The sequence below is a fragment of the Arthrobacter sp. BG3 genome, assembly GCF_056680185.1.
The window spans coordinates 1-12,836 of the sequence record NZ_JBWXPT010000002.1; the positions used below are offsets into that span (position 1 = coordinate 1).

Annotated in this window: 11 protein-coding genes; 7 read left to right on the forward strand and 4 right to left on the reverse strand. The window is 64.7% G+C overall.

Annotated elements, in window-relative coordinates:
* Positions 1-192 precede the first annotated feature (192 nt).
* The 3 genes from AC1MFL_RS20350 to AC1MFL_RS20360 all read left to right on the forward strand — a co-directional run bounded on the left by AC1MFL_RS20350 (position 193) and on the right by AC1MFL_RS20360 (position 4,348).
* The gene (locus AC1MFL_RS20350) at positions 193-2,565 is read left to right on the forward strand and encodes a putative bifunctional diguanylate cyclase/phosphodiesterase (RefSeq protein ID WP_479815694.1); all 2,373 of its coding nucleotides are present in this window, start codon (positions 193-195) and stop codon (positions 2,563-2,565) included.
* 260 nt (positions 2,566-2,825) lie between these two features.
* Positions 2,826-4,034, forward strand: coding sequence for a diguanylate cyclase domain-containing protein (locus tag AC1MFL_RS20355; RefSeq protein ID WP_479815930.1), 1,209 nt, complete (start codon positions 2,826-2,828; stop codon positions 4,032-4,034).
* A 125-nt stretch (positions 4,035-4,159) separates the two neighbouring features.
* A complete protein-coding gene (locus AC1MFL_RS20360) occupies positions 4,160-4,348 on the forward strand; it encodes a hypothetical protein (RefSeq protein ID WP_479815697.1) in 189 nt (62 codons plus the stop codon).
* 86 nt (positions 4,349-4,434) lie between these two features.
* Here AC1MFL_RS20360 and AC1MFL_RS20365 read toward each other — a convergent pair whose 3' ends face one another.
* Together AC1MFL_RS20365 and AC1MFL_RS20370 are read right to left on the reverse strand one after the other, a co-directional pair.
* Positions 4,435-4,584, reverse strand: coding sequence for a hypothetical protein (locus AC1MFL_RS20365; RefSeq protein ID WP_479815698.1), 150 nt, complete (start codon positions 4,582-4,584; stop codon positions 4,435-4,437).
* A gap of 193 nt (positions 4,585-4,777) precedes the next feature.
* Positions 4,778-5,755, reverse strand: coding sequence for a DUF4192 domain-containing protein (locus tag AC1MFL_RS20370; RefSeq protein ID WP_479815700.1), 978 nt, complete (start codon positions 5,753-5,755; stop codon positions 4,778-4,780).
* A 519-nt stretch (positions 5,756-6,274) separates the two neighbouring features.
* Here AC1MFL_RS20370 and AC1MFL_RS20375 point away from each other — a divergent pair.
* From AC1MFL_RS20375 to AC1MFL_RS20385, 3 genes are all read left to right on the forward strand, one after another.
* Positions 6,275-7,513: an IS110 family RNA-guided transposase gene (locus tag AC1MFL_RS20375; RefSeq protein ID WP_479815702.1), complete on the forward strand. Its 1,239-nt coding sequence runs from the start codon at positions 6,275-6,277 to the stop codon at positions 7,511-7,513.
* Positions 7,514-7,839: 326 nt separating this feature from the next.
* Positions 7,840-9,111, forward strand: a complete 1,272-nt coding sequence (locus AC1MFL_RS20380) for an IS110 family RNA-guided transposase (protein WP_479812409.1) — start codon at positions 7,840-7,842, stop codon at positions 9,109-9,111.
* 205 nt (positions 9,112-9,316) lie between these two features.
* Entirely contained in the window at positions 9,317-9,973 is a 657-nt protein-coding gene (locus tag AC1MFL_RS20385; RefSeq protein ID WP_479815704.1) for a helicase associated domain-containing protein, read from the forward strand.
* A gap of 235 nt (positions 9,974-10,208) precedes the next feature.
* Here the strand turns inward: AC1MFL_RS20385 and AC1MFL_RS20390 are convergent, their stop codons facing one another.
* Positions 10,209-10,589, reverse strand: a complete 381-nt coding sequence (locus AC1MFL_RS20390) for a hypothetical protein (RefSeq protein ID WP_479815706.1) — start codon at positions 10,587-10,589, stop codon at positions 10,209-10,211.
* A gap of 425 nt (positions 10,590-11,014) precedes the next feature.
* The gene (locus AC1MFL_RS20395) at positions 11,015-11,200 is read right to left on the reverse strand and encodes a YegP family protein (RefSeq protein WP_479815707.1); all 186 of its coding nucleotides are present in this window, start codon (positions 11,198-11,200) and stop codon (positions 11,015-11,017) included.
* 992 nt (positions 11,201-12,192) lie between these two features.
* Between AC1MFL_RS20395 and AC1MFL_RS20400 the strand changes: the two genes are divergently transcribed.
* Positions 12,193-12,720 (forward strand): hypothetical protein, encoded by a 528-nt coding sequence (locus AC1MFL_RS20400; RefSeq protein ID WP_479815709.1) that lies wholly within the window; start codon positions 12,193-12,195, stop codon positions 12,718-12,720.
* Positions 12,721-12,836: the final 116 nt, after the last annotated feature.

The window sequence follows — 12,836 nt, forward strand, 5'->3', positions numbered from 1 at the left end:
TGCGAGTGGGTAGAGAAAAATTCCGCATCGCTGGCGTGGAAGGTGCTCCCACCGTATGGACCCAGCCGGATTGGCTGCGACTCCAACGTTGGTTTCCTCGCCCAGATACCCGTGTTCTTTGGATTAGCCCCGGCACTCGTGGAGCACGGCTCGATCTGCCAACTCAACGGCGCCCCGGAGTGCATTTACGACGTGACATGGACCCCACCGCCCCTTCAGCGTCTGCGCCTCCTGCTTGGGAAGCTCATGGCGGAGAAGCCGTTGCCCGGCCGGCGCTCAACCGCCGAGCACCGGCTGCGCACACTGGAGGGGGCAGCTTCGGATCTGGTCAGCAGCGCACCTCTGCAGGACGTACTCGACCGGGTTTTGGCGCGCGCGGACAGCGCGGTGCACGCGCCAGGACATCTGTTGGCCGTCCGGCTCCCTGCGGGAGGACACCATGTACGGATCCGCGGTACGGGCTCCGTACTGGCTGCCGAGCTCGAAGAGGACGGAGTGACTCTGGCCATGGACGGCGCTCTGACGGGGTTGCCGGTGCTGTGCGTTCCTGTCGCCTCCGCCAAGCATTTCTATGGTGTTCTGGCGGCGGTGGCACATCCCGGCCAGGAGTTCTTCCCGGAAGACACAGATGCCCTCGCATCTTATGCACGGCACGCCGCCATCAGTCTCGACATTGCCGGGATTGTCGCTGAGGCCCGGGAGCACGGGGAAACGGCGCAGCTGCTGCTCGACGTTTCGCGTTCGCTGGCCCAGCATTCTACGGTGCAGGCACTCGCCGGTTCGATTGCCGATGCGGTGCCTGCTCTTTCGGGGGCCGACCGCTCCGCGATTGCCCTCTGGGATAGCGACATAGGAGAACTCCGGATCGCCGGGATGAGCGGCTGGCACGGGGACCTCGCGGAACAACTCGCCGATTTCCAGACCACCGCTGAGGAATGCCCTGAGCTTTCCGAGTTGCTCGCCGGCAGCGCTCCGCTGCTGCTGGACGGGAGAAGCTCGGACTGGGCCCGGAGCATGCTCGCCGACTTCGCCATCACAGCACTTGCGGCAGTACCGATCATGGCCGGGAACCAGCTCGCTGGAGTCGTGCTCGCGCACTGGGTGGAGCAGTCTCCGGGAAATCTGGAGGGCGCCCTTATCGAACGCCTGGGCGGGCTGGCAGGTCTGGCCGCGGTGTCCCTGGAGAAGATCCGGCTGCTAGAGGACGCCCGACGGCAGTGCCTCCATGATCCGCTTACCGGGCTCCCCAACAGGGCGCTGCTGGAGAACCGTCTGGAAACTGCACTGGCACAGGCCGGCCCGAATGGACGCCGGGTGGGCCTGCTCTTCTGCGATGTCAACCGGCTAAAGCGGATCAACGACAGCCTCGGCCACGCCGCCGGTGACAGCGTTCTCCGCCACGTCGCCGCCCGGCTCGGAACTGCTGTGCGCGACCGTGACACGGTCGCCCGCTACAGCGGTGATGAGTTCGTCATCCTCCTGCCCGACATCCAAAATCCGTTGGAAGCCGACCGCGTAGCCGCCAGGGTCCGGACCAGCCTTACCGAGCCCGTCGAGGTTGAGGGCAGGAAAGTCTTCGTTAATGTCGCCATCGGAACGAGTGTCAGCGGTGCCCTCCCGGGCGAAGGAACCGATTCACAGTCCGAATCAGCCCGCCTTCTCTTAGAGAAAGCGGATTTCGAGATGTATCAGTCCAAGGCGCGGGCCCGCGGCCAAACGCCCCCGGAAGTGCAGCGCAAAGACTATCTCAGGCTCGAAACGGACCTGCGCGGCGCTGCAGCCCGCGGCGAACTGCGGGTGCAATTCCAGCCCCAAATCGACGTAGCGACACACGAAATCCTCGCCGCTGAGGCTCTCGTCCGATGGCACCATCCCGAACTTGGCCTGCTGTCGCCTGGGGACTTCATTCCCTTAGCCGAGGACAGCAATCTGATCGCTGAAGTCGGCGCCCACGTACTCACCCAGGCCTGCCGTGCCGGCGCCCATTTGCGGGCCGCCGGTTATCCGATCGAAATTGCTGTCAACGTGTCGGCAGTCCAGCTCGGTAGCACGGGATTCCCGGCGTTTGTCCGCGACACCCTGATACGAACCGGGTTCCCGGCAGCGGCACTCACCCTGGAAGTCACCGAATCTCAGGCAATGTCCGAATCAGCGGTCAACGACGAGAATCTGCGCGACCTGCGGTCCGCCGGAGTTGGCATTTCGATCGATGACTTCGGCACCGGGTTTTCCTCCCTGGCCCAGCTGCACCGGCTCCCGGTCACCGAAGTCAAGATCGACAGGTCGTTCATCTCACGGCTCGCGGAGGGCAGATCCTCTGGTTTTATCGCCGGTATTGTCGGCCTTGGCCAAGGGATGGGACTGCGCGTTGTGGCCGAGGGTGTTGAAACACCGGAACAGCTGAACGCACTGCTTGCCATGGGCTGCGAACGCGCCCAGGGATTCCTGTTCGGCAGACCCGTGGATGCATCGGTCCTCGAAGAGCAACTCCGCGCCGGCAATGCGTCCGGTTACCGCGAGGCGGGCAGCAACGGGCCCGTGGCCCGACCAAAGGAGCAGCCGTGATCCGGCAGTGGCTAGACATACTAAATAGAAACCTACCCAGAGGATCGCGGCTCCCGGAAAGCGCGAAAGCCTTTCGGCACCGGAAAATCATCTCGTTCTGCCTGGTCATGGCAGCGGCCGTCATCGTCTTCGCGCTCCTTCAAGGAGAACCGACCGCCCACGCCATCGGTGAGGGGGCCATCCCGGCCCTTATCGCTGTGGCGGCCTGGAAGTCCCCGCTCCCATACCGGGCACGTACCGTCATGGCCGCCGTGGCCCTCATGGTCATCGCGGCCATAGCGGTTCACATCTCCGGAACTGTCGAAGCCCACTTCCTGTTCTTCATCATGGTCCCCGTCGTAGCACTCTACGAAGACTGGGCACCCATCGCCGCTGCCATTGGCACAGTGCTCATCCACCACATAGTCCTCGGCGTCCTCGCTCCGCAGGATTTGTCAGGACACCCCGGGACATCGGATGAGGCGGCAGGCTGGGTGTTCGTGCACATCGCTTTGTTCCTGGCCGCCTGCATCACCAGTGTCATGCACTGGACCATCCACGAACGCGCCCGGGCGGAAGAGCGCATCCTTCTGGACCGCCTCGCCGCACTCGCCCAACGCGATCCCCTGACAGGCCTGGCGAACCGATCTCTGCTTCACGAACGGCTGGAGGCCGCCGTCAGTGCAGAAGAGACCACGCTCGTGATCGCCGTAGATATTGATGGATTCAAGCCCGTCAATGACTCCCATGGTCACGCAGCCGGCGACGCCCTGCTAGTCGAAATAGCCCGGAGGCTCATGACCTGTATCAGAACCGGCGACACCGCGGCCCGAACCGGCGGAGACGAATTCACGCTCGTTCTTCCCGGCTCCTCGGCGGAACGGGGAACGACAGTAGCCCAGCGGATACTTGATGCAATCGCGGTGCCTTTCGCCCTGGAGGGAAGACATCTCAACGTAAGCGCCAGCATCGGGGTCACCGTCGGACCGCCCCACGCTGATCCCCGTGTCCTCTTGGAACAAGCAGACGCGGCCATGTACTCCGCCAAACTCAGCGGCCGCGCAACATTCGCGTCCTACGGGAAGGCGGCTTCTGGCGCATCGGACCGGGCCCTGATCGTTGACGCAGAAAGCGCCAGGACCTGGGCGGCATACACCAGGAGTTTGCGCCATCAGATATCCAAAGCCAAAGACGCGGGAACGCTGCCGGCGCAGACCCGCGGACCGGAGTCAGCGAGGCGGACCCTCGAATCCTTGCTGTCTGCCATCGACGTGCTTCCACAGCGGCCGGGCCTGACACCTCTGGCACTGCCCGACGCCACTGCGCTGGAAGAGTTCGTTTTCCACCACGATCTCGTGCAGAAATGGGCAAAGGCGCTGAATACAAGGAATATTCTCGCCTTGGTTTGGCCTGACGGCGCAGCCAAGTTTTGGAATCAGCTCACCCAGGCCGTAATTTCCGCAAACAGCGCAGGACCGAACCCTGGATGAACGGTCCAGGAGTAAAACCTCAAAAACGCCCTCGCCGCGCAGGACCGCCGCGAGCATGCCCTTCCTGAGTAGGGTGGGGGCATGACTGATCCGGCCCCGCGTGATGGCCGCCGGGCCGTGCGGGAATGGAATCTCCGCGGGACCTGCGGGTCCTGGCTGCGGTGTTCACTGTTGCCGCAGCGGGGGCGCTGGCGCTGGTGGTCCTCGATCTCGTCATCGCCCGGCCAGCGGGGGGCGATGTCTTCATTACCGTCCTGAATGGGCTGGCGGCATTCGTGTTGTGGCGCCGGGTGTTGGCACAAACCCGGGCCTGAGGAAAGGCCGGCACCGAAGTGCCGGCCTTTCCGGGTTTTCCCTCTGCAAAGGAAATTTGGGTGGGCAGCGGCTCGCTGCCTGGTCGTTAGAGGTTGTGGTTTTCCCGGGCCCAGCCGATGTTCGCGGGCCCGGTTGGTTCGCCGGCGGTGAGCAGACGAAGTTCGACGACGTCCTCGGCGAGGCTGGGCTCGGCGTCCGGCTTGTCGTCGTCGGTCAGGATGTATTCGGTTCCCATGCTCACGCTTCCTGGTCGGTGCAGTGTTCCTGGGGTTCACTGTAGCCGTGGTTTCTACACGCCAGCTGGGTTCCGAGCTGCGCCCGCGCGAGCGTCCGGCGGCCGGCGGAGCGAAGCGGGGGAGGCCGCCCCGCCACCGGCAAAAAGGCCCGGCCGGGATCTCGTGGTGATCCCGGCCCGGCCCTGTGTCTGTTTAGTTGGTGTGGCGCTGGTAGGAGGTTTCCGGGTCGCGGGCGACCTCGGCGATTGAACCACGGTTGATCAGTTCCTGCAGGAGCCCTGCCAGCCGGAACCCGGGTGCGTCCGTGTCCGCGTGCTTGAGGTACCGGGCCGCCTGGGTGCCGTTGCCTTTGAGCCATTCCAGCCACCCCATCAGAGTCAGCATCGGTGCGCGCTGGCCCGCCGGGACCGCCTTCATCAGCTCGAACGCGATGGACTGGGCCCGGTCCACCCGGTTCCAGTCCGGGCGTCCGGCGAAGGTACCGAGGATGACATCCGCGAAGTTGCCGTTCTGGGTGGTGATGGTCTCGCGGAACAGGAAGTCCCGGACCATCTTGTGCTGGAAGGACCCCGCGATGCGCCGGGCCGTCTCGCTGTCCGGGGTCCCGGTGCTGTCCAGCACGGCCGCCCACGCGGCGCAGGCTTCCTCGATGTCCGCCTCCGTGCCTTCGGGTGCGTCCACCGGCATGGCCCAGGTGCCCAGCAGGGCGGGGTTGTAGACGTCGATGTCCGTGGCGGACCCGAAGAACGTAAACGTCGCGTTGGCGTGGCTGTCGGTGATCTGCGCCAGCGGGTGCTCCTCGTCCGCGCCGAATTCCGTCCAGTAGCTGGAGGTCACCAGCCAGACGTTCCGCACGGGCATCCGGGCTGCGGCCAGCTCGGACACCAGCGCGGCGACGTGTGCGGCATAGGGGTAGCTGTCCTGGTTCTCGTCGGTGTAGACGACAACGTAGGACGCCGTTGCCTTCTCATCGTTGGCGGCGTGGCTGGTCAGGGTCTGCGCGTAGTTGACCGGCTCGACGTGTTCGGGGGCATCCACCCGCAGGGTCGCGCCGAGGGCACCGACATGGGCGGTGAGAACCACGAACGATTCCGAGGGCGTAATACCCAGCAGGTGCGGGATGGTCGCCAGCAGGTCAGCGGGACCGTTGAGGTTGATCTTTTCAATCATGGTGTTGCTCCTTTTGCAGAGGATTCCGGTGGGTGGGGCGGCTCAGGTGACCGGCCAGCTTCCCCTTCTCCCCCGTTGTTTTTTGGTTGCTGGCAAGCTCGCTTGCTTGGCGGCCGACGGAGCCCTGTCTACCCGCAGGGCAAGGGGGAGGAAATTCCTGGAGGGAATCAGCGACGCAGGAGCGCCGGAGGGAACTTCCTGCACTGCAGGCCCCGACGAAGGAGGGGCTAGCGGTCCAGCGTCGCTGTCGCGCCGTGGTGGGAGAAAGTATGCGGTTGCCTCGCCCCGGGCTCTGGCCGCGGATGAGGTTTCGGGCGGATCATGGAGGTGTCTGCCGCGGTGGACGCCGGCCCGTCTGTGGTGCTGTGGTTGAGCCTGTGGGCTAGCGTGGCGCGGAGGGCTTCCACGGGAACCGTGGATTGTTGCCTTTGGAGCACGAGTGTTAGATTCCTCTGTTTTCCCTGTCCTCCCCTCGGCAGACGCCGACATAACGAGGTCAAGGTGTCAGGAGGAACAGTCATGGATATCGTGCACGAGCGGGCTGCCGGATTGGATATTTCCAAACGCGACGCGAAGGTCTGTCTCCGGCTGCCCGGGCAGCGAACCGGAACCTACACCTCCACGGTCACAACGTGGGGCGCTACCACAGGCCAGATCCTTGCCCTGCGGGACTTCCTGGAACGCGAGCACGTCACCACGGTCGTCATGGAAGCCACGAGCGATTACTGGAAACCCTTCTTCTATCTCCTCGAAGAAACGCTGCCGGTGATGCTGGTCAACGCCAAGGCCGCAAGGAACATCCCGGGCCGCAAAACCGACGTCTCTGACGCGGCCTGGCTCGCTCAGCTGGGCGCGCACGGGCTGCTTCGGGCCTCGTTCGTCCCGCCCGAACCGATCCGTGAACTGCGGGACCTGACCAGGGCCCGGGCCATTGCCACCCGTGACCGGACCCGCGAGATCCAGCGCCTGGAGAAGTTCCTGGAAGGTTCCGGGATCAAGCTCTCCTCAGTGGTCTCGGACCTCACCGGTGTTTCGTCCCGGGCGATGCTCGAAGCCCTCGTCAGCGGTGAACGCGACCCGGAGGTCCTCGCCGGCCTCGCCAAAGGCACCCTCCGCTCCAGAATCCCCGAGCTCGTGGAGGCCCTCACCGGCCGCTTCAAAAAACACCACGCGTTCATGGCCCGGTTGCATCTGGACCAGATCGATGCCCAGTCGCGCATCATCGACGCGCTCACCGGGCGGATCGAGGAAGCGATGGAGCCCTTTCGTGCCGCCAGGGAATTCCTGGCCACCATCCCCGGAGTCTCACTCAAAGTCGCCGACGTGATCATCGCCGAAACAGGCGCGGACATGTCCCGCTTCGAAACACCCGGCCGGCTCGCTTCCTGGACCGGCGTCTGTCCCGGCGCCAACGAATCCGCCGGACGGATCAAGTCAGCCCACATCCTGCCCGGCAACAAATACCTCAAAGGCGCCCTGGGCATCGCGGCGATGTCCGCTTCCCGGAGCAAGGACACCTACCTGGCCGCAAAATACTGGCGCGTCGCCGCCCGCCGCGGACCCATGAAAGCCACCGTGGCCGTCGAACACTCCATCCTCACCGCGGCCTGGCGCCTGCTCGCCGACGGCGAATGCTACGCAGAACCCGGTGCTGATCACTTCACCCGCCTGGACCCGATCAAAGCCAAGAACAACGCCATCAACAAACTCAAGAGCCTCGGTTTCGATGTCACCATCACCCCGGCCAACGCAGCCTGACCACCCTTACTTTCGTATTAGCTTTTCAGGGCCGCTGCCGCGTCCCTCCGGGGAGGGGGAAATAGGCGCGCTGCCGCGGCTTTGAGTCCGGCAGGTCCATCTTCCGGCGGTCTGGTGCCGGGACGATACTGGAGGGGTGTTCCGGATCCGACCCTGATCACTCGCTGGTGCCTGTGAGCCTGTGTATTAGCTTGGTGGTGGAGGGCCCTTTTCCACGGGGACCGTGGACTGTTGCCTTGAGCACGAACGTTAGATTTCTGTATCTTTTGCCCTCCGTTCCGGGACACGCCATGAATCCGATTGCGGTACGGGAGAAGGCGAGTGGGATGGATGTGCTCTGTCAACGGTGCGCAGGACTGGATGTCTCCAAACGTGACGCGAAGGTGTGCGTGCGGGTCACCGGACCCGGCGGAAGAGTAACCGTGGAGACCACGACGTGGACAGCAATGACGAACCAGGTCCGTGAACTGGCGCAGTATCTGCTCGCCGAACACGTCCAACTGGTCATTATCGAGGCCACGAGTGATTACTGGCGCCAGTTCTACTTCCTGCTCGAGGACGCCGGGCTGACCGTGGAGCTGGTCAATGCCCGCGATGCCCGGAATCTGCCCGGGCGTAAGACCGACGTTTCCGATGCTGCCTGGCTGGCGCAGCTCGGCGCTTACGGTCTGGTCCGGGGCTGTTTCGTCCCGCCGGCCGATATCCGCCGGATCCGGGACCTGACCCGGGCCCGAACAGCGATCACCGATGAACGCTCCCGCGAGATCCAGCGGCTGGAGAAGATGCTGGAGGACTCCGGGATCAAGCTCTCCTCCGTCGCCACCGACATCACCGGGGTCTCCGGACGGGCCATGCTCGAGGCACTGATCAGCGGTCAGGACGATCCGCGGGTCCTCGCTGACCTGGCGAAGACGAGGATGCGCCCGAAGATACCGGCCCTCATCGAAGCACTCACCGGACGCTTCAATGACCACCACGCCTTCATGGCCAGGCTTTTCCTGGACCGGATCGACGCCCACACCAAGGACCTCCAACGCGTCGATGCCCGGCTTGAGGAGCTGATGGCCCCTTTTCAGGGCGCCCGTGAACTCCTGGCCACCATCCCCGGTGTCTCCGGCCTCGTCGCCGATGTCATCATTGCCGAAACCGGGGCGGACATGTCCGTCTTTGCCACCCCCGGGCACCTCGCATCCTGGGGCGGGACCGCTCCCGGGGCCAACGAATCAGCCGGGCGGGTCAAGTCAACCAAAACCAGACCCGGGAACCGCTACCTCAAACGCGCGCTGGGCACCGCGGCCATGGCGGTCTCCCACTCCCAGACAACATACTTCGGCGCCAAATACCGGCGCATCAAATCCCGCAGGGGACCGATGAAGGCCCTCGTCGCCGTCGAGCACTCCGTCCTCACTGCGGTCTGGCACATGCTCACCACCGGCGAGGTTTACCGGGACCCCGGGCCGGACTACTACGCCAAACGCCAACCGGCCCGCACCCGGGCACGGGCTGTGACACAACTCGAGGAACTCGGCTACACCGTCACCCTGGAACCCCTCACCCACACCGGCCGAGACCGCGGGGACACCCTATTTTCACGTTAGACGGGGTGGAGCGGACGCCTAGAATCCGAAGGACAGCAACCAAAAAAGCGTCGTAGACAGAACAGGGCCAGGGCGGGCCGGAGCCCTGCGACGGACAGCACTGGACCCAGCAGCCGGCCGCGCCAGCGGACGCCCGAAAGCAGTGTTTGTGGTCCCGTGGTGCCGCCTCTACTGCCTGGGCAGGGCCGTGGCAGGATGGTCCATTATGGACAGGCGGTTGCGGCGCGCTCCTGACGCGGAATGGGTGCTGATGTACCGGCTCGGACTGAGCCGGAAACGCATCGCTGAACTCGTGCGCGTTCATCCCGCCGTCGTCGGGTACCACCTGGTCATCGCCCGCCGCCAGGACCCGGGACTCGAAACCGAACACCACGCAGCCGCCGGGGCCGCACCTGTCCCTTACCCCTCCCCCACGGACCTTGCCCGCATGGAAGAGGTCATCGCCTGGATCTCGGCCGAAGGCCGAATCCCTGAAAGCCGCTCCGGCGACCGGAACGAACGGTCGATGGCGCGCTGGCTGTCCGGGCGCCGGCGGGAAGCCGCCGAAGGATCCCTCGACCCGGCCTACAGCCACGGCCTCGCCCACGTGCCGGGATGGGCCGAAAACCGCCGGGAAATGGCAGACGAAGCCAGATGGCACGGCCGCTTGGCCGAACTCGTGGAGTTCCGCCAGGAAGGCCACGACTGGCCACGCCACCACGACTATGACTCAGAGCGTGAACACACCCTCGGAGTCTGGATCCACGCCCAGCGGTACAAACGGCGCCGCCGGGACCTCGACCCTGTGAAGGTCAAACTCCTCGACGCCGCCGTTCCCGGATGGCAGGCCGGCAGGACTCGGGGCCGCCCTCCCCGGCCATGACCGGAACATCGGGGCTCCCACCGTGGACCAGCGGTCATGACGTCACTGCTGCCTGTAGAATCAGATCGGCTCTCCAGTCCCCCCAGCTTGGAGAACCGGGAGCCTCCGCGCTTGAGTCCCTGGACTCGCGCGGAGGCTTCCTCATACGCCCGCCAACTACCGCGCGGCCGCCAGCGGGCGATCAAACCGGGTACGAGTCCCGGAGACATGGCGTCAATGACCGGGCCGGGGCTCGTCAGGCAGCCGGCACGACGCCCTGGATTCCCCCGGTCCGGCGGCCGGGAAGCGGCGCGGCGGGTTCAGGGGCCCTGTGTGAGGTCAGTTGGGGACGTCCGGCAGGGGCTTCCAGCACGGCGAGCGGCAGTTCGCGGTGGACCAGGTAGTCGCACGCTGCGGGGCCGGTCATCCTCAGACCCGGACACCGTCTTCCACGGTTTTCAATGGGGACATTGGCTGCGCGCAACCCGGCTCTGAACGCCCTGCTGCCCAAGGGGGCAACCCCTTCGAGCCCGCACCAGCTCAGGTACAAGCCGTACAGTTCCTCCACGCTGAGACCGCCGTCCGGATCTACGGCGACGCACTCAGTGAGGAAATCTTCCAGTGGTGTCTTCGTCATCGTGGCCTCCTGCATCCTGGCGGCATGGCCGCTCAAATGAAACAAGCAACAGCATGAAGGTGAAGCATGACCAGCCCGGAAACGTTCCTAGAACACTAAGAATTTAAGAGCACCACTTTCCCCCTGTCAACCAGATCTACGGAGCGCGTCCGGGGCCATAGATGCCCTGGTTTATGCCGCCGCGTGGAGCCGAGCGGACCGTCCACGAACCTGACTCAGGGCCGCCACGGGGTCCGCCGGGTTGTGCCCACTGGGGTCAGGCGGAGCCGTCCGCGCAGCTCGGGCTGTCCCCATTGGCGTACAACCTGTCCCCCCGTTGATCGTCTGAACCTTCGGTAGTTCCTTTGTCGGGGCCACGCTAAAGACGAAGGAACCGGCCACCCATTCAAAGGCAGCCGGGTTCCTTCGTACACTGTGGGCTTCGGTCAGGATTCCTCGGTGAGGTCCACGATGTCAGCGCCGGCGTTTTTCTTCACAGACTCGATGCCGTTCATGGCGCTGGCCTTGGACTTGTAGCTCTCCGATGAGGCAATCACTTCGCCGTTGCCGGCTTTGAGGCGGAACCGGTAGCCACCGGATTTGTCTTTGTAGACCTCGAACTTGCCTGCCATGGGTGTTCCTTCGGTTGATCTGCCGGCCGCCACGGGCCGCTGCGCCACACACTATCGCCCGACTTGGGTCGGGGCGGGTAAGCCTCCGGCAAGTCCAGGCACTTGGGCCTCCGATGCCGGAAGTTCGCCTAACGACCTGCCTGCATTTATGTTGTTTCCGGTGACGCTTCGCGCACCTCTGGGAAGTAACCGTCGGCGCGTAGCCCTGGAGCAAGATGGGCTTTTCGGACCCCACGTCCCACGAGAATGCCGGCCCCGACATACAGCCCGAGGGTTGCGGCGAGGAACAGGAACGCTGTGTCACTCGTTTCCCGGTTCCCGTAATAGCTGGGGTGACCGGAGGCGCTGTCTCCTCTGATCAGGAGGTGAAGCATCCCTGCCAGATGGAGGGCGGCGCCGAGTACTGGTCAGCAGTAGTCTCCACTGCCGCTGCTGCAGTCCGGCCCTCCGCCGTCGCTGTATTGGGAACTGGGAATACTGCCGTCAGGTGTCTGATCTCCCAGTATCACGGGGAAAGCGATGAGAGCCAGGAATGGAACCAAAATGATGTCCACCTGCATCCACGTCCCGAAACCCATAGTTGCGGGCACCAGTAGGGACGCCGCATAGATGACTGCGGAAATAATCCAGAAGACCTTCGTGCTCAAACGCACCGGTTCACGCTTCACGGCTTTGGTAGATGTCACCCGGGGTGACGCGCGCCGCTGATTACGACGAGCCAGTTGAGACTTGGAGCTGTGAGGCATGCCTGATCCTAACCCGCGCCTACAAGCACGGCGCTCTGCCCCGGCTTTAGGGACGCGGGGCACGGCTCGTCGCGGGATCGGCCCTTGGTCCAGGAAGCTTCCGGTAGACCCTGGCGCGGGACTGCTCCGGCCGGGAGCGAGGCTGCCCTCGACACGGGCGTTGTGTCGAACAGGCATTGCTCTGGTCATGGTCAGGGGTCCCTGACATACTCATCGTCAGGATAACCTGACAGGAGAGTGAGCGCTATGGGCTGGATATCGAACGACAACAAACACGAAGGGTGGGCGGCCGCCGTCGCACCCGATGGCCGGCTCTCCGCATCATCGACTGGCGAAGGAATGCTCGTCAAAGGCATCACCGGCCGATACAGGCCGGACAGGATGCTGCCCGGTTACGAAGTAGTCCCGAACAACGAGATCATCGGCTGGTGCGGAGCCTGCGAATGCGGATGGCAAGGCCAGCTGTGGGTGCGTGTCACCTCCCCTGCCGCGGCCGACTTCAGCCGCCGCCGTGAGTACCTCTCACCCGATGATTACGCGGACGCTTCCAGCGAGGTAGAAAACGCCATCCACGAGGAATGGAAAGCCCACCTCGCACCGCTGGACGCTGTAGCCGGCGTGGAGGCCGCAGCGCGCGAATACACCCAGGCCGGGCACCGGCTGGACAAGACCGTCGCCGCCGCGAAGGCCGCGGGAGCGACCTGGGCGGACATTGGCCGCGCCGTCGGCATCAGCCGGCAGTCCGCCCACGAGCGCTGGGCTGACAAACAATGACTTCCCGCACCCGTAACTACCCCGGCTGAACCGTCACGACCTGGGGAAGGGGCCAGAACCCTGACGCTCCTGAAGCACCTGCCGCCTCCATTGCTCCGCGCACGGGGAGCCTTCAT

What these genes read in the sequence shown, in the direction of transcription:
- AC1MFL_RS20370 (WP_479815700.1), bottom strand. Translation starts at nt 5,755, where the DNA reads ATGATTGAAAAGATCAACCTCAACGGTCCCGCTGACCTGCTGGCGACC.
- AC1MFL_RS20385 (WP_479815704.1), top strand. Translation starts at nt 9,317, where the DNA reads ATGGACAGGCGGTTGCGGCGCGCTCCTGACGCGGAATGGGTGCTGATG.
- AC1MFL_RS20355 (WP_479815930.1), top strand. Translation starts at nt 2,826, where the DNA reads ATGGTCATCGCGGCCATAGCGGTTCACATCTCCGGAACTGTCGAAGCC.
- AC1MFL_RS20400 (WP_479815709.1), top strand. Translation starts at nt 12,193, where the DNA reads ATGGGCTGGATATCGAACGACAACAAACACGAAGGGTGGGCGGCCGCC.
- AC1MFL_RS20380 (WP_479812409.1), top strand. Translation starts at nt 7,840, where the DNA reads ATGGATGTGCTCTGTCAACGGTGCGCAGGACTGGATGTCTCCAAACGT.
- AC1MFL_RS20365 (WP_479815698.1), bottom strand. Translation starts at nt 4,584, where the DNA reads ATGGGAACCGAATACATCCTGACCGACGACGACAAGCCGGACGCCGAG.
- AC1MFL_RS20375 (WP_479815702.1), top strand. Translation starts at nt 6,275, where the DNA reads ATGGATATCGTGCACGAGCGGGCTGCCGGATTGGATATTTCCAAACGC.
- AC1MFL_RS20395 (WP_479815707.1), bottom strand. Translation starts at nt 11,200, where the DNA reads ATGGCAGGCAAGTTCGAGGTCTACAAAGACAAATCCGGTGGCTACCGG.
- AC1MFL_RS20390 (WP_479815706.1), bottom strand. Translation starts at nt 10,589, where the DNA reads ATGACGAAGACACCACTGGAAGATTTCCTCACTGAGTGCGTCGCCGTA.
- AC1MFL_RS20360 (WP_479815697.1), top strand. Translation starts at nt 4,160, where the DNA reads ATGGAATCTCCGCGGGACCTGCGGGTCCTGGCTGCGGTGTTCACTGTT.